Annotated in this window: 13 protein-coding genes, 1 pseudogene and 1 riboswitch; of the genes and pseudogenes, 5 read left to right on the forward strand and 9 right to left on the reverse strand. The window is 72.7% G+C overall.

Annotated elements, in window-relative coordinates; genetic code table 11:
* On the reverse strand, window positions 1-1065 hold the full coding sequence (gene ribD, locus ACWDAS_RS00110; protein WP_450386582.1) for a bifunctional diaminohydroxyphosphoribosylaminopyrimidine deaminase/5-amino-6-(5-phosphoribosylamino)uracil reductase RibD: 1065 nt from the start codon (window positions 1063-1065) through the stop codon (window positions 1-3).
* A 198-nt stretch (window positions 1066-1263) separates the two neighbouring features.
* Window positions 1264-1394, reverse strand: a riboswitch (FMN riboswitch).
* Window positions 1395-1566: 172 nt separating this feature from the next.
* Between ribD and ACWDAS_RS00115 the strand changes: the two are divergent.
* A pseudogene (locus tag ACWDAS_RS00115) lies at window positions 1567-2095 on the forward strand (chitinase); the annotation flags it as partial.
* A 243-nt stretch (window positions 2096-2338) separates the two neighbouring features.
* Here the strand turns inward: ACWDAS_RS00115 and ACWDAS_RS00120 are convergent.
* A complete protein-coding gene (locus ACWDAS_RS00120) occupies window positions 2339-3547 on the reverse strand; it encodes an ROK family transcriptional regulator (RefSeq protein ID WP_450385888.1) in 1209 nt (402 codons plus the stop codon).
* Window positions 3548-3669: 122 nt separating this feature from the next.
* Between ACWDAS_RS00120 and ACWDAS_RS00125 the strand changes: the two genes are divergently transcribed.
* Window positions 3670-4887: an MFS transporter gene (locus ACWDAS_RS00125; RefSeq protein WP_450385889.1), complete on the forward strand. Its 1218-nt coding sequence runs from the start codon at window positions 3670-3672 to the stop codon at window positions 4885-4887.
* Between the two features lie 10 nt (window positions 4888-4897).
* Complete coding sequence (locus tag ACWDAS_RS00130; RefSeq protein ID WP_450385891.1) at window positions 4898-5449, forward strand: GNAT family N-acetyltransferase; 552 nt, start codon at window positions 4898-4900, stop codon at window positions 5447-5449.
* Window positions 5450-5575: 126 nt separating this feature from the next.
* On the opposite strand, the gene ACWDAS_RS00135 is transcribed toward ACWDAS_RS00130, so the two are convergent.
* The gene (locus ACWDAS_RS00135) at window positions 5576-6424 is read right to left on the reverse strand and encodes a helix-turn-helix transcriptional regulator (RefSeq protein WP_450385893.1); all 849 of its coding nucleotides are present in this window, start codon (window positions 6422-6424) and stop codon (window positions 5576-5578) included.
* A gap of 127 nt (window positions 6425-6551) precedes the next feature.
* Between ACWDAS_RS00135 and ACWDAS_RS00140 the strand changes: the two genes are divergently transcribed.
* Window positions 6552-7421: an NAD-dependent epimerase/dehydratase family protein gene (locus ACWDAS_RS00140; RefSeq protein ID WP_450385895.1), complete on the forward strand. Its 870-nt coding sequence runs from the start codon at window positions 6552-6554 to the stop codon at window positions 7419-7421.
* 70 nt (window positions 7422-7491) lie between these two features.
* Window positions 7492-8181 (forward strand): DUF5995 family protein, encoded by a 690-nt coding sequence (locus ACWDAS_RS00145; RefSeq protein ID WP_450385897.1) that lies wholly within the window; start codon window positions 7492-7494, stop codon window positions 8179-8181.
* 10 nt (window positions 8182-8191) lie between these two features.
* Here ACWDAS_RS00145 and ACWDAS_RS00150 read toward each other — a convergent pair whose 3' ends face one another.
* The 6 genes from ACWDAS_RS00150 to ACWDAS_RS00175 all read right to left on the reverse strand — a co-directional run bounded on the left by ACWDAS_RS00150 (window position 8192) and on the right by ACWDAS_RS00175 (window position 15477).
* Entirely contained in the window at window positions 8192-9898 is a 1707-nt protein-coding gene (locus ACWDAS_RS00150) for a flavin monoamine oxidase family protein (RefSeq protein WP_450385899.1), read from the reverse strand.
* 51 nt (window positions 9899-9949) lie between these two features.
* Entirely contained in the window at window positions 9950-10750 is an 801-nt protein-coding gene (locus ACWDAS_RS00155) for a carbon-nitrogen hydrolase family protein (protein ID WP_450385901.1), read from the reverse strand.
* 163 nt (window positions 10751-10913) lie between these two features.
* Entirely contained in the window at window positions 10914-11642 is a 729-nt protein-coding gene (lepB, locus tag ACWDAS_RS00160) for a signal peptidase I (RefSeq protein WP_450385903.1), read from the reverse strand.
* Window positions 11643-11778: 136 nt separating this feature from the next.
* Entirely contained in the window at window positions 11779-12234 is a 456-nt protein-coding gene (locus tag ACWDAS_RS00165) for an Lrp/AsnC family transcriptional regulator (RefSeq protein ID WP_450385905.1), read from the reverse strand.
* Window positions 12235-12244: 10 nt separating this feature from the next.
* The gene (locus ACWDAS_RS00170; RefSeq protein WP_450385907.1) at window positions 12245-13720 is read right to left on the reverse strand and encodes an amino acid permease; all 1476 of its coding nucleotides are present in this window, start codon (window positions 13718-13720) and stop codon (window positions 12245-12247) included.
* 308 nt (window positions 13721-14028) lie between these two features.
* Window positions 14029-15477, reverse strand: coding sequence for a GuaB1 family IMP dehydrogenase-related protein (locus ACWDAS_RS00175; RefSeq protein WP_450385909.1), 1449 nt, complete (start codon window positions 15475-15477; stop codon window positions 14029-14031).

The raw sequence follows: 15477 nt of genomic DNA on the forward strand, positions 1-15477 counted from the left end.
TCAGTTCTCCTCAGTGCGGCTCGGGTAGGCAGTAATACGCAGGTCGGCGCCGATGCGTTCGATCTCGGCGACGTCGAGCCGGAACGCGTTCGCGATGGTGGTGATTCCCGCGTCCCCCAGGGCGGCGGGTCCGGCCCCCAGGAGGGCCGGTGCGAGGTAGCCGACGACCTTGTCGACGGCGCCCGCGGCGACGAAGGCGCCGGCGAGGGTCGGGCCGCCCTCCAGGAGCACGGAGCGGACGCCGCGGCCGTACAGCTCGGTGAGCAGCGCGGGAACGGCGACGCCGCTGCCGGTGCGGGGGAGGCGGGCGACGTCGACGCCCGGCAGGTGGCCGGTGTCGGCGTCCTCGGCGACGGCGACCAGGGTGGGGGCTGCGCCGTCCAGGACCCGGGCGCCGGGGGTGATCTTGGCGTTGGTGTCGACGACGACGCGCAGGGGCTGGGCGTAGGGGCCCGCCACGCCGCGTACGGCCAGGTGGGGGTCGTCGGCGCGCAGGGTGCCGGAGCCGACGACGACGGCGTCGGACTCGGCACGCAGCCGGTGGACGTCGGCACGGGAGGCGGCGGAGCTGATCCAGCGACTGGTGCCGTCGGCGGCGGCGATCCGGCCGTCGAGGGTGCTCGCGTACTTCCACAGGACGAAGGGCCGCTGCTCGCGGGAGGCGGTGAGCCACACCTCGTTGCCGCGGGCGGCCTCGGCCTCCAGCAGCCCGCTCTCCACGTCGACGTCGGCGGCGGCCAGGGTGGCGCCGCCTCCGGTCGCCGCGGGGGTGGGGTCCGCGACGGCGTAGACGACGCGGGAGACGCCGGCCGCGATGAGGGCCTGGGCGCAGGGACCGGTGCGGCCGGTGTGGTTGCAGGGCTCGAGGGTGACGACCGCGGTGCCGCCGCGGGCGGCGTCGCCGGCCTCGCGCAGGGCGTGGACCTCCGCGTGGGGTCCGCCCGCCTGCTGGTGCCAGCCCTCGCCGACGACCTCGCCGCGGGCGTCGAGGATCACGGCACCGACAACGGGGTTGGGGCTCGTGGAGCCAAGTCCGCGGGCGGCGAGCTCAACGGCCCGGCGCATCGCGTCGGCTTCACCGGGTGTGGCCACCGGGTCCTCCTGCCTCTTCGGGCACGGACTCCGGGGCTGCGTGGGAATCAGAGCGGACGTTGGGCTTCGGGAACGCCGGGGTCGGGGAGGGGCCGCGCCTGTCCGTGTCACCCGTTTCCGGGGGACACACCCACGCGCTGCCGCCGACGGCGGCGTACCGATGCCCGTCCGCCGCGCACTGCCTCCCATCCGGACTTTAACCGTCGGTCCAGGAATTTCACCTGGTCAACCGGCCGCTGGATGCGGGCGGGTCGCGGACTGTAACCGCCGGTTCGGAGTTTCACCGACCCCGGAGTGCGCTGAACGTCACTGGTACTGCTCCACCAGTGTGCCATGAAGGTTCCTTGCGGATGCAAGGGATTCCTGTGCAGTACCTCACACGGGATCGGTCCATACCTATTGACCCCACTGGTCTAGTCCTTTTAGCCTCCCAGCCAACACGCCCCGCGACAAAGGCCCTTACGGAGGATCGAGGTGCTCCTGCGCACCCGGGCGAGAGCCGCTCCCGCCGCGTGTCCCACCGCTCTCGCCGGGCCGGTGATCGGCGTCCTCCCGACGGCCGGCCCGCACGCCGAGGACCAGTCCGCATGCCGTCCCGACGGGCTCCACACCACCCCGGGGGTGACCGTCCCTAATGCGACGTCCACGACTCGGCCGGCCGCGAGAAGACGGGGCCGACCACCAGCGCCGCATCATCGGCTACTTCACCGGCCGGCGCACCGGCAAGGGCGGCACCCCCGCCTACCTCGCCTGCGACATCCGCTGGGACAAGGTCACCCACATCGACTACGCCTTCGCGCACGCCGACGGGGCCGACAGGATCTCCGTGGGCACGGACGGCGCCGCCAACCCCGTCACCGGCATGACCTGGCCGGGCGTCACCGGCGCAGAGATTGACCCCGCGTACGCCTGCAAGGGCCACTCCAACCTGCTGGGCACGTTCAGGAAGCAGCACCCGGACGTCAAGACGCCGATCTCCGTCGGCGGCTGGGCCGAGACCGGCACCCACGCCCACGCCCACCGGCGGCACGTGCACCGCGCCCGCCTGGAGCGCCGGTTCGGTCCACGTGAACGGCGACACCGTCTCCCACAAGGGCCGCTCGTGGAAGGCCAAGTGGTGGACGACGGGCGAGGAGCCCGGCACCACCGGTGAACGGGGGGTCTGGCAGGACCTCGGCGCCTGCTGCCCCCTCCCCCACGAACGTCCGGCGGCGGAAGGGCGGCTCCCCCGCCGTCGGGCCGTACCTCACACCCCGGGTGTGAACAGCGCGTCCTGCGCGGCGTCCATCGCCGAGAGCACCGCGCCGCGCAGGACCGCGCTGCCCGCGACGGTCCCCGCCCGTACCTCGGTCGGCAGCGGGGACATCCGCGCGAGCCGCTCCTCGACGCGCGCGGCCAGGTCCTCGCCGCCCGCCCGGCCCACCTCGCCGCCCAGCACCACGCAACCGGGATCGAGCACGGCGCCGACGGCCGCAACGCCGATGACCACGCGGTCCGCCAGAGCGTCCAGGAAGAGCTCGCCCTGCTTGCCGCCCGCCCGGGCCACCGTGACCACCGCCTCCGCCGCCTCGGCGTCGTCGTCCTCCCCGGACACCGGCAGACCGTGCGAGCGGGCCAGCGCGCAGACCGCCGCACTGCCCGCCAGCGAGTGGAAACCGCCCTCGCATCCGCTCGCCGTCGGCAGCTGGAAGGTGCCGGGCACCGGGAGGAAGCCGATCTCCCCCGTACCGCCCGAGGCGCCGCGCCGCAGGATCCCGCCTAGCACCACCGCGGCGCCGACCCCGTGGCCCAGCCACAGCAGGACGAAGTCCTCTCGGTCGCGCACCGCGCCCAGGCGCCGCTCGGCGACGGCCGCGAGATTGACCTCGTTCTCCAGCAACACCGGCAGGGCGAGCCGCCGGCGCAGCTCGGCGACGAGCGCCGAGTGCCAGGCCGGCAGCTGCCCGGTGGCCCGCAGCTCGCCGGTGGCCGGGTCGATCAGGCCGGGCGCGCCGACCGCGACGGTGTGCAGCGCGGTGGCACCGGCGGTGCGCGCGGTCCGCTCCAGCAGCGCCACCGACCGCCGCACCGTGCGCTGCGGATCGCCGAGCGGGTCCACCGGCAGAACGGCACTGCCGATGGTGTTCCCCAGCAGGTCGGCCACCTCGATCGCCACGCTGTGGGTACGGACGTCGAAGGCGCCCAGATGCGCCCGGTCGGCGACGATCCCGTACACCCGCGCGTTGGGGCCGCGCCGGTCGGCGCCCGTCTCGCCGACCACCGCGATCAGCCCGGACTCCTGCAGGCGCTCGACCAGGTCGGCGACGCTCGGACGGGACAGCCCGGTGAGGGTCTTGAGCTGGGCCGCGGTCAACGGGCCCTCGTGCTGCAGCAGTTCCAGGGCCAGCCGGTCGTTGATCGCCCGGGCCGTGCGCGGCGAGGCGGTGCGCCCGGCGTGGGATCGCATGGCGGTCATGGGCGGATCCTTCCAGAAGCCGTCGCCCGGGTGCGAGGGCGGCAGGGGCCCTAGTCTATCTTTCAGGAAGCCTGCCTGATAATTTATGCACATCGTGGGGCGGGACCAGACTGGGAGGGAACATGCCGACGACCTCGACGAGGAAGACCGACCCGCGGCTGCGGCGCGCCCATCTCGCCGTCGCCGCGGTCTTCGCCGTGCACGGCGCGGTGACCGGCAGCTTCGCCACCCGCGTCCCCTGGATCCAGGAGCACGCCGGGCTCAGCGCCGGACAGCTCGGCTTCGCGCTGGTCTTCGCCGCCCTCGGCGCGTCCGTCGCGATGCCCCTGGCCGCCCGGATCGCCCACCGCCTGGGCATGCGCAACGCCCTGCGCGTCCTGCTGAGCCTGTGGTGCGCCTCGCTCGCGCTGCCCGCCCTCGCCCCCGGCCTGGGATGGCTCTGCGGTGCGATGTTGCTGTACGGGGCCTCGGCCGGCATGGCCGACGTCGTCATGAACGCCCAGGGCGTCGAGGTCGAGGAGCGCCTGGGCCGCTCGATCATGTCCGGGCTGCACGGCATGTGGAGCGCCGGCACACTGCTCGGCTCCCTCTTCGGCGTCATCGCGGCCCACGCCGAACTGGACGCGCGCGTCCACCTCTCCACCGGGGCCGCCCTGCTCGTCGCCCTGGGCCTGCTGGCCTGCGGCGGGGTGCTCGACCTGCGGCCCTCCCAGTCCGAGGAGGCCCCCGCGCGCTTCGCGCTGCCGCCGCGCGCGGCCCTGGTCATCGGCGCCATCGGCTTCTGCGCCGTCTTCGCCGAGGGCGCCAGCATGGACTGGAGCGCGGTCTACCTCCGCGACATCGCCGGCGCCTCCCCTGGCGTCGCCGCCGCCTCCTACACCGCCTTCGCCTGCACCATGGCCGTGTCCCGTCTCACCGGCGACCTCGCCGTCCGCCGCTTCGGGCCGGTCCGCACGGTCCGCGCCGGCGGACTGCTGGCCACCGCGGGCGGCATCCTGGTGGCCACCGCGTTCACGCAGATCACCACCATCGCCGGGTTCGCGCTCATCGGCGTGGGCGTCGCCGTCGTCGTGCCGCTGTGCTTCGCGGCGGCCGGGCGCAGCGGGCCCAACCCGAGCCAGGCCATCGCGGGCGTCGCCACGGTCACCTACACCTCCGGACTCGTGGCACCGGCCGCCATCGGCTCCATCGCGCAGGCCAGCTCCCTGCAGGTCTCCTTCGGCCTGGTCACGGTGCTGGCCGCCGGACTGGCCCTCGGGGCGCGCGTACTCCGGTCCGCGGGCGCCGTCTCCGCGGAGCGCGACCGCAATCCCGTGGCGTCGACGGCACCGCAGGCCTAGCGTGCCGGGTATGCACACGCGGATCTTCCTGGAGACGGAACGGCTGCGGCTGCGGCACTTCACCGACACCGACGCGGACGCGGAGCTCCTCGTCGCGCTCGACAGCGACCCCGAGGTCATGCGCTACCTGGGCAACGGCCGCCCGACGCCTTCCGACGTCATCCGGCACGAGGTTCTCCCCCGCTTCACCCGCTCCCAGGTCTGGGCGGCCGAGGAGTTGTCCACCGGCCAGTTCGTGGGCTGGTTCGCCCTCACGCCGCGGCCCGGCGGACCGGCCGACGACCTCGAACTCGGTTACCGGCTGCGGCGGGTCGCCTGGGGTCGCGGATACGCCACGGAGGGGGCCCGCGCCCTGGTCGGCAAGGCCTTCACGGATCTTGGCGCCGGGCGGGTGTACGCGGAGACGATGTTCGTCAACGCGCGGTCCCGGCGGGTCATGGAGAAGGCGGGGCTGTCGTTCGTGCGCGTCTTCCACGAGGAGTGGGAGGAGGCGTTGCCCGGGGCGGAGGAGGGGGAGGTCGAGTACGCCGTGACGCGCGAGGAGTGGGCCGGATCGCGCTAGCTTTCGCCGGGTCGTTGCCGTGTGCGGCGCCGTTGTGGTTTTGCGCCTGACCGCGCCGGAACACCCCCAACCCCACAGCAACAACAAACCACCCGCACAAACGACCCGGCACAAGCGGACCGCAGGTCACCGCACCGCGAGATCCTGCAGCCCCACAACACGAAGCAGCCGCAGCCGCTCATACGACTCGCTCCCCGGTCGCGCCGTGTACACGATCAACCGCTGATCGTGCTCCGCACTCAGCAGCACCTCGCACTCCAGCTCCATCAGCCCGACCACCGGATGCTGGAACCGCTTCACATCGGCGCGCCGCACGGCGACCTCGTGGGCGTCCCAGAGGGACGCGAACTCCGGGCTGCCCGATCGCAGTTCCGCGACCAGCGCCCCCGCGCGCACGTCGTCGGGCCGGGCGGCCAGCACGGCCCGCAGGTGGGCGACGTGGCGCCGGGCGTGCTCGTCCCGGTCGCCCGGAGGGAAGAGCTCGCGCGCCGAGGGGTCCATGAAGAAGCGCCGGACGATGTTGCGTTCCGCGGGCGGGCGGGAGGCGGCGTCGCCGACGAGCGCCGCGGCCATCGGGTTCTGGGCGAGGATGTCCCCGGCGTCGCTGACGATCTGCGCGGGGGTGTCGTCGAGCCGGTCGAGCACCAGCAACAGCCCGGGCCGCACGTGGCCGGTGCCGTGCGCGTCGCGGGGCGGCGCCTCCCCGGCCAGGTGGAACAGGTGGTCCCGCTCGTCGTCGGAGAGCCGCAGCGCACGCGCGAGGGCGCCCAGGATCTGTCGGGAGGGACGGGGGCCGCGGGACTGCTCGAGCCGCGTGTAGTAGTCGGCGGACATCCCGGCGAGCTGGGCGACCTCCTCGCGGCGCAGCCCCGGCGTGCGGCGTCGCGCGCCCTCCGTCAGACCCACGTCGGACGGCGCGAGGCGGGCGCGGCTGCGGCGCAGGAAGTCGGCGAGTTGCGCGCGGTCGAGGTCCACGATTCAAGGATCACGCCGGGCGGGACGGTTATCCAGGGAGTGCTGGTCCCTGGATCGGGAGGTCTCTCCCGCTGTGCCGCGGACCGCCGCAGCCTGTTCCCGTCACAGCGACGAGAGGGGAACGAGGATGCTGACACTGGTGACGGGGGCGACCGGTCGGGTCGGCAGCCGCTTCATGCCGAGGCTGCTGCAGTGGCGCCGCCCGGGCGACGAGGTGCGGGTGCTGGTGCGGGACGCGGAGCGGGCCGAGCCGTTCGGCCGGCTCGGGGCGCAGATCGTGACCGGGGACCTGCGCGACGAGGGCGACCTGCGCAAGGCGCTGGCCGGCGCGGATGCCGTGGTGCACCTGGCGGTGGCGTTCCGGGACACCCCGGAGGTGGATTCGTGGGCGGTGAACCGGGACGCGGCACTGGCGCTGGCCCGGGCCGCCGCCGGGTTCGGGTCCGGGGCGGTGCGCTTCGTGCAGGCGAGCACGAACCTGGTCTACGGCGCGGGCCGGGGTCGCCCCCTGGTGGAGGACGACGTCTGCGTGCCGGGCGGCCCGATGTGGGGCGCCTATCCCGCGTCGAAGGCGGAGGCCGAGCAGGGTCTGCTGGAGCTCCACCGCGAGCTGGGCCTGGACGTCCGGATCGGGCGGCTGGCCTTCGTGTACGGCGACGGTGATCCGCACCTGGCGCAGGCTCTGCGCTGGGCGGGCGGCTGGGCCGCTCACCAGCGGCTGCACATGGTGCACCACGCGGACGTGGCGCAGGGACTGCTGCGGCTGCTGCGGGCGCCCGGCATCGGCGGCCGGGCGTACAACATCGCCGACGACGCGCCGGTCACCGCGGTGGAGCTGCACCGGGTGAACGGTGTGGAGGTGCCGGCGGGTATGGCGGAGCGCCCGCTGCCCGATCCGTGGGACGGCGTGGTGTCGAACCTGCGCGCCCGGGACGAGCTGGGATTCCGCCCGCAGTATCCGTCGGTGTGGACGGCGCGCGACGCGGGCGTGCTCTGACTCACCCGATCCGGGGACGCCACGGCCGTCGTGCCGCGCACGCCACGCGACCTGCTGGGACGCTGTGCCCATGACGACGGCACGGCGGCCCGCCCCCGCGGGGGTGGGCCAGGTGGTGGCGCGCATGCGCGCGCTCGGCACGGCACTCCCGCACCGGGACGGGGTGGCGGTGTTCAACCGTGTCTATCTGTCGGTCACGCGGGAGCTGGACGGCCGCCTGGCCGCGGGCGGCTTCGTCGATCCCGTCGCTGCCGCCGAACTGGCCGCCCGGTTCGCCGACCGTTATCTGCGGGCGGTCGAGGGCGCGCGCGACGGCCGGGCCGTCCCGGCCTGCTGGCGGCCGCTGCTGCAGCTGCGCGGGCACCGCGGCATCCGGCCGCTGCAGTTCGCGCTCGCCGGGATCAACGCGCACGTGGGCCACGACCTGGCGCTCGCGGTGGTGGACACCTGCACCGCGCTGGAGTGCGAGCCCCCTGTCCTGGAACGGGATTTCGACCGGGTCGGGGATCTGCTGACGTCAGTCGAGGAACGCGTACGGGAGGAGCTGATGCCCGGCCCGGACCTGCTGGACGTCGCCGACCCGCTGACCCATCTCGCCGGTTCCTGGAGCCTGGAACGCGCGCGGGACGCGGCGTGGGCCGCGTCCCGCGTGCTGTGGTCCCTGCGTGGACTGCCGGAGGTGTACGAGGAGTTCGCCGGGAAGCTCGACGCGGGCGTCGGGCTGGTGGGGCGTTTCCTGCTGACTCCGCTGGGCCGCTGAGGCCGGGTGGTCAGTCCTCGTCGAGCATGACCGGGGCGATCTCGTCGTAGAGGTCGCCGGGGCCCGGGTTGGTCCGGTCCGTGCCGCCGCCGAGCTGGTGCATGACGCCCCACACGGCGTTGAGCGCGGTCTGCACGGCGCCCTCCGCCCAGCCCGCCGTCCAGGAGATGTCGTCACCCGCGAGGAAGATGCCGCGCTTGTCCTCGGGCAGGGTGTCCTGCATGAAGTGGGTGAACAGGCGCCGCTGGTAGCGGTAGTGGCCCGGCAGGTTCGCCTTGAACGCGCCCATGAAGTAGGGCTCGTTCTCCCAGGAAACGGTCACCGGGTTGCCGATGATGTGCCCGCGGATGTCGACCTTCGGGTAGATCTCGCCGAGCGACTTGAGCATGACCTCCATGCGCTCGGAGGCGCTCAGCGGCAGCCACTTGAGGCTGTCGTCGCACCAGGTGTAGGACAGGCAGATCACGGCGGGCTTGTCGGGACCGTCGTCCAGCAGGTAGGTGCCGCGGGTCATGCGGTCGGTGAGCGTCATGCTCATCACGTCGCGCCCGGTCTCCTCGTCCTTGTCCAGCCAGAACGGCCGGTCGACGGGCACGAACAGCTTGCTGGACTCCATGTAGTGGGTGCGCTCGATCGCCGTCCAGTGGTCGATCGGGAAGAGCGAGTCGTCGCAGTCGATCTTGCTGAGCAGCATCCAGCTCTGCGCAGTGAAGATCGCGGCACGGTAGGTGCGGATGTCGCCGTTCGCGTCGGTGACCGTGATCCGGTTGCCCGCGGTGCGGTGCAGCCGGGTGACGGCCGGGCGCGGGTCGCCGCCGTGCAGCGACTTCAGCGAGGTGCCGTACGGCCAGTGGACGATCTTGCGCGGTTCGCGCTCCCACAGCCGCAGCGGGAGCTGCTGGCTGCCGCCGACGATGCCGCGGTGGTGGTCGTCGGCCTCGGTGTAGACGACGCGCAGGATCTCCAGGATGGAGTTGGGGAAGTCGGTGTCCCAGCCGCCGGTGCCGAAGCCGACCTGGCCGAAGATCTCGCGGTGGCGGAAGGACTTGAAGGACTCCGACTCGCAGAGGAAGCCGTAGAAGGTCTGGTTGTCGAGCTTCTCGACGAGCTTCGCCCAGATCTCGCGGATGCGCGGGACGTCGCGCTCGCGCATGGCGCGGTTCATGTCGGAGAAGTCCGCGCCCTCCTCCAGGCAGGCGTTCCAGGCGTGGGCGACGTCGCGGTAGACCTGCGGAAGGTCGTCGATGGTCTCGGCGTAGTGCGACTCGCCCTTGAGGTCGACGACGGTCGACGGTGTGTCGGGCGCGAGCGGGTTGGGGAACGGCTTGGTCTCCAGGCCCACGAGGTCGATGTAGTGCTGCAGGGCGGTGGAGGAGGGCGGGAAGCGCATCGCGCCCATCTCGGCGGTGAGCTCCTCGTCGCAGCCGTCGAAGCCGACGGTGCGCAGGCGTCCGCCGATCGTGTCGGCCTCGTAGACGACGGGCTTGAGGCCCATCTTCATCAGCTCGTAGGCGGCGACGATGCCGGACAGGCCGCCTCCGATGACCGCGACCTCGGTGCCGTGCGCGGTCGCGGGTATGGAGCCGAGGCCCGCGGGGTGCGCCAGGAAGTCGTCGTACGCGAACGGGAAGTCCGGGCCGAACATCGTGATCGGCGGTGCCGACTGCACCTCGGGGTGCTGCTCGTCGTGGACCGCGGTGGGCACCGTGGACGTCATGGCGTGACTCTCCTGGCTGTGAAGCGGGGGGCGGGGCGAAGGGGGGGCGGGTCAGCCCAGCGAGCGGTACAGCTCGGGGCGGCGGTCGTCCAGGTAGGGCGTCTCCTCGCGGACCGCGCGCAGGAGTTCGGGGTCGGCGTCGGCGACGACCAGTTCCTCGCCGGCTCCGGCCCGGGCGCGGACGGCGCCGTCGGGTCCGGCCAGGCAGCTGAGCCCGGCGAAGTCGAACTCGCCCTCGGGCCCGCAGCGGTTGGCGTACGCCACGTGCAGCTGGCTCTCGTACGCGCGGACCGGGACGAGGTTCTGGGCGACGAACTCGTAGGGCCGCATCAGCGCGGTGGGCACGGCGAGCAGCTCGGTGCCGGCCAGGGCGTGGGCCCGCACGGTCTCCGGGAACTCGACGTCGTAGCAGATCAGGATGCCGATCCGGGTGCCGTCGAGCTCGGCCTGGACGACGGTGTCGTCGCCGGGGGTGAACCAGGTGCGCTCGAAGTCACCGAAGAGGTGGGTCTTGCGGTAGTTGGCGAGGCGCTCGCCGTCCGGGCCGATCAACTGGGCGGAGTTGAAGACACCGCAGCCGTCGCGCTCGGGGTAGCCGTAGACGATCCCGAGGCCGTGGCCGGCGGCGATCCGGGCGACGCGGGCGGAGGAGGGGCCGTCGGCCGCCTCGGCGAGGCCGGGGACCGCGTCGCCGAGCGCGTAGCCGGTCAGGAACATCTCGGAGGTGACGAGCAGGCGGGCCCCCGCGGCGGAGGCCCGGCGTGCGGCGGCGTCGAGCGCGGCGAGGCTGTCGTCGACGGAGGAGGGTACGCCGCTCGGGCCTTGGTACAGCGCGGTGCGCAGCGGCGCCATGGAGCCTCTTTCGCCTGGTGGGAAGCCTGTTCCGGGTCTGCCTCGACGGTACGATTCCGGGCGCCCGCGCGACAAGACGCGTCCGTTGCGCACCGACCGTCGATTCATTGCGCGCTTCGGCGCCTTCGCGGCGATTCGTTGCGTCCAAGCGGTCGCGGGCGTCTCAACGGGTGGGCGGCGGCACCTGGTGGAACGTGGGGGGCACCGGCAGGGTGGCCCATTGCGAGAGCGGCCAGGCCACCGTGAAGGCCCGGCCGACCACGTCGTCCACGGGCACGAATCCGTGGAGCCGGGAGTCCGCGGACTCGTTGCGGTGGTCGCCCATGACCCACAGGTGGTTCGCGGGAACCTTGACGGTGCCGACCGGATAGTTGTCGCACGGGGTCGACCCCGGGTAGATGTACGGCTCGTCGAGGCTCTTGCCGTTGACCTCGACCGGCTCGCCCCGATTGCACACCACGGTGTCACCGCCGACCGCGATCACCCGCTTGACCAGGTCCTTCGCATTCCCCGACGGGGCCACGCCGATGAAGGTGAGGGCGTTGCGCACCCCCCTCGCCACGGGGTTGGTCTGCTGCTCGGGCTGTGGGGGCAGCCAGCCGCCGGGATCGCGGAAGACGACGACCTCACCACGTTCCGGCTTCGCCCCGAACCACGGGGTCAGCTTGTCCACCAGGACGCGGTCGCCCACCTGCAGGGTGTTCTGCATGGATCCCGAAGGGATCGAGAAGGCCTGCACGAAGAAGGTCTTGATCAGGAAGGCGAGAACCAGGGCCACGGCGACGCACACCAGCAGCTCCAGCCACCAGGGGTGCTTCGCGCGCGCCTTCTCACGGCGACGCCGCCGCCCTTCGGGTGCCGCCTCTTCTCCGACGTCCTCCCCGGCACTCATGGCGGGCTCCTTCCTTGACCGCGCAGAGGACTCTCCCGCCGGGCCATACGTCGGGAAACGAACGCTTCCGACCCTCACCCGGTGATCGCGATCCCGCAAGCGGAGGGGCGGCATCGAGCGGCACGCCCGGGTCGCGTCAGGTCGGGGAACCCGAGGTGTAGCGGCGCAGCAGCGGCGAGAGCACCAGCACCGACTTGGTGCGCTCCACGAAGGGCTCGCCGGCGATCCGCTCCAGCACACGCTCGAAGTGGCGCACGTCGGAGGCGTAGATCTGGACGACGGCGTCCGCCTCGCCGGTGACGGTGGAGGCGGACGCCACCTCCGGGTAGCGCGACAGGCCGCGCCGGATGTCCTCCGGCGAGGTGTTGTGACGGCAGTAGAGCTCGACGAACGCCTCGGTCTCCCAGCCCAGCGCCGCGGGCTCGACCCTTACGGTGAAGCCGGTGATGGCGCCCTCCGCCAGCAGACGGTCGACCCGGCGCTTCACGGCGGGGGCGGAGAGCCCCACCACGGCGCCGATGTCGGCGAAGGAGCGGCGGGCGTCCTCGGCGAGGGCGTGGACGATGCGTTCGTCGAGTTCGTTCAGTCGCACTGGGGGTGGGTCACTTCTCTTCGCGAGCGAGCTGGGAACGGCGCATGCCGTACGCGAAATAGACTACGAGCCCGACCGCCATCCACCCGGCGAAGTACTCCCAGGTGATCGCGTCGAAGCTGAACATCATCCACGCGCACAGCAGGAAGCCGATCGCCGGCGTGACCGGGGACAGGGCCACCCGGAAGGCGCGCGGCATGTCCGGGCGGGTCCTGCGGAGCACGATGACCGCCACGTTGACCAGGGCGAACGCGAAGAGCGTGCCGATGCTGGTGGCGTCGGCGAGGGCGCCGAGCGGCACGCAGGCGGCCAGCACGCCGCAGAAGAGCGAGACGATCACGGTATTGGCGACCGGGGTGCCGGTGCGCGGGCCGACCCGTGAGAAGACCTTGGGGACCAGGCCGTCGCGGGACATCGAGAACAGGATGCGGGTCTGTCCGTAGAGCACGGTCAGCACGACGCTGGCGATGGCGATGACGGCGCCCGCCGCGAGCAGCACGGCCCAGAAGCCCTCGCCGGTGACCTGCTCCATGATGCGGGCGAGGGCGGCGTCGGCGTCGCCGAAGTCCTGCCACGGCATGGCGCCGACCGCGACCAGCGCGACCAGGCAGTACAGCGCGGTGACGACCAGCAGCGAGAGCATGATCGCGCGCGGCATGTCGCGCTGCGGGTTCTTCGCCTCCTCGCCCGCGGTGGAGGCGGCATCGAAGCCGATGTACGAGAAGAACAACGAGGCGCCGGCCGCGCTGACGCCGCCGAGGCCGAGCGGCACGAACGGGGCGTAGTTGCCGGCCCGGATGCCGGTGAAGGCGACCGCGCAGAAGAGGACCAGCGAGGCGATCTTCACCACGACCATGATCGTGTTGGCGCGGGCGCTCTCCCTGGCACCCCCCAGGAGGAAGCCCATGGCCAGCAGCACGACCAGCAGCGCGGGGATGTTGAGGACGCCCCCGTCGCCGGGCGAGTTGGCGAGGGCGGCCGGAATGGTGACGCCGAAGGTGCCGTCGAGCAGTTCGTTGAGGTACTGGCCCCAGCCGACGGCGACGGCGGCGACGGACACCCCGTACTCGAGGATCAGGCACCAGCCGCAGATCCAGGCGATGAGTTCGCCCATGGTGGCGTACGCGTAGGAGTACGAGGAGCCGGAGACCGGGATGGTGCCGGCCAGTTCGGCGTAGGAGAGGGCCGAGAAGAGCGCGGTCAGGCCCGCGATCACGAAGGATATGACGACGGCGGGGCCGGCCTTGGGCACGGCCTCGCCCAGCACCACGAAGATGCCGGTGCCGAGCGTCGCGCCGATGCTGATCATGGTCAGCTGCCACATGCCCAGCGAGCGCCTCAGCTGCCCGCCCGCGCCGCGGCCGCTCTCGGTGAGCAGCCGCTCGACGGGCTTGCGCCGCATGAGGCGGCTGCCGAGGGCGGCGGGAGGGGCGGCGATGGTCTCCGTCCGGTCCCGGACGGTCGGCTCTGCGCCTGGTCGTGCCACGGGGAAGGCTCCTCTGCCACTGCCTGGAGAAGGCGATGGGGCGGCCCGCACGGCTCCACCCGCGGGGCGCGCGTCCCGGCGCGCGCAGGATGAGGGCCGCCGAGCCATGGGGTCGCCACCGCTCCACTTACGGGGAACGACCATACGAGAGGTCGCCGGAATCGCATAATTATGCCCTTTTACGTATCAACACATGTTCATTGCGTGAAAGGGCGGCGAACCGGCGATTCGCCGTGGTGGCGGGTCTCCCCCGTCGCCCGGGCGCCCCGTCCGCTTCCGCGAACGGGGCGCCCGGGCAGGGGTGCCGACTACTGCCAGCTGGCGTGCAGCGGCTTGCCCTCGGCGTAGCCCGCGGCGCTCTGGATGCCGACGACGGCCTTGTCGGCGAACTCGGCGAGGTTCGCGGCGCCGGCGTAGGTGCAGGAGCTGCGGACGCCCGCGATGATCGAGTCGATGAGGTCCTCGACACCCGGGCGGGCCGGGTCGAGGAACATCCGCGAGGTGGAGATGCCCTCCTCGAACAGGCCCTTGCGGGCGCGGTCGTACGCGGAGTCCTCACTGGTCCGGTTGGCCACGGCGCGGGCGGAGGCCATGCCGAAGCTCTCCTTGTACGGCCGGCCGTCGGCGGTCTGCTGCAGGTCGCCGGGCGACTCGTAGGTGCCCGCGAACCAGGAGCCGACCATGACGTTGGACGCGCCGGCCGCGAGCGCCATGGCGACGTCGCGCGGGTGCCGGACGCCGCCGTCGGCCCAGACGTGCTTGCCGTGCTTGGCGGCCTCGGCGGCGCACTCCAGGACGGCGGAGAACTGCGGGCGGCCCACCCCGGTCATCATGCGGGTGGTGCACATGGCGCCGGGGCCCACGCCGACCTTGACGATGTCGGCGCCGGCCTCGACCAGGTCGCGGACGCCTTCGGCGGAGACGACGTTGCCCGCCACGATCGGCACCCGCGGGTCCAGGGCACGCACGGCCTTCACGGCCTGGATCATGTTCTCCTGGTGACCGTGGGCGGTGTCGACGACCAGGGTGTCCACACCCGCGTCGAGCAGCTGCTTGGCCTTGCCCGCGACGTCGCCGTTGATGCCGACGGCGGCGGCGATGCGCAGCCGTCCCCGGGCGTCGGTGGCCGGGGTGTAGAGGGTGGCGCGCAGCGCTCCCTTGCGGGTGAGGATGCCGGCCAGCCGGCCCTCGGCGTCGACGGCGGGGGCGAGCTTGCGGTTGGCCTCCTCCAGGCGGTTGAAGGCCTCGCGCGGGTCGATGTCCGCGGGCACCAGCAGGAGGTCCTTGGACATCACCACGGACACCTGGGTGAAGCGGTCCACGCCGGTGAGGTCGTGCTCGGTGACGATGCCGACCGGGCGGCCGTCCTCGACGACCACGGCGGCGCCGTGCGCGCGCTTGGGCAGCAGCGCCAGGGCGTCGGCCACGGTGGCGTGCGGGCCGAGGACGATCGGGGTGTCGAGCACGAGGTGCCGCTGCTTGACCCAGCTGATCACCTCGGTGACCACCTCGATCGGGATGTCCTGGGGAATGACGACCAGTCCTCCGCGACGGGCGACGGTCTCGGCCATGCGCCGTCCGGCGATGGCGGTCATATTGGCGACCACGAGGGGAATGGTGGTGCCGGTGCCGTCGGGAGCGGAGAGGTCGACTCCCTGGCGGGAACCCACCGCGGAGTGGCTGGGGACCATGAACACGTCGTCGTACGTCAGGTCGTACGGAGGCTTTGCATCATTGAGGAAACGCACGTACTTCAT

Source organism: Streptomyces sp. NPDC001070, assembly GCF_053598835.1.

Bases quoted from the DNA above. Each gene is read 5' to 3' on its own strand.
- lepB (WP_450385903.1), bottom strand. From the start codon at position 11,642: ATGAGTGCCGGGGAGGACGTCGGAGAAGAGGCGGCACCCGAAGGGCGG.
- ribD (WP_450386582.1), bottom strand. From the start codon at position 1,065: ATGCGCCGGGCCGTTGAGCTCGCCGCCCGCGGACTTGGCTCCACGAGC.
- ACWDAS_RS00140 (WP_450385895.1), top strand. From the start codon at position 6,552: ATGCTGACACTGGTGACGGGGGCGACCGGTCGGGTCGGCAGCCGCTTC.
- ACWDAS_RS00145 (WP_450385897.1), top strand. From the start codon at position 7,492: ATGACGACGGCACGGCGGCCCGCCCCCGCGGGGGTGGGCCAGGTGGTG.
- ACWDAS_RS00125 (WP_450385889.1), top strand. From the start codon at position 3,670: ATGCCGACGACCTCGACGAGGAAGACCGACCCGCGGCTGCGGCGCGCC.
- ACWDAS_RS00150 (WP_450385899.1), bottom strand. From the start codon at position 9,898: ATGACGTCCACGGTGCCCACCGCGGTCCACGACGAGCAGCACCCCGAG.
- ACWDAS_RS00120 (WP_450385888.1), bottom strand. From the start codon at position 3,547: ATGACCGCCATGCGATCCCACGCCGGGCGCACCGCCTCGCCGCGCACG.
- ACWDAS_RS00175 (WP_450385909.1), bottom strand. From the start codon at position 15,477: ATGAAGTACGTGCGTTTCCTCAATGATGCAAAGCCTCCGTACGACCTG.
- ACWDAS_RS00155 (WP_450385901.1), bottom strand. From the start codon at position 10,750: ATGGCGCCGCTGCGCACCGCGCTGTACCAAGGCCCGAGCGGCGTACCC.
- ACWDAS_RS00130 (WP_450385891.1), top strand. From the start codon at position 4,898: ATGCACACGCGGATCTTCCTGGAGACGGAACGGCTGCGGCTGCGGCAC.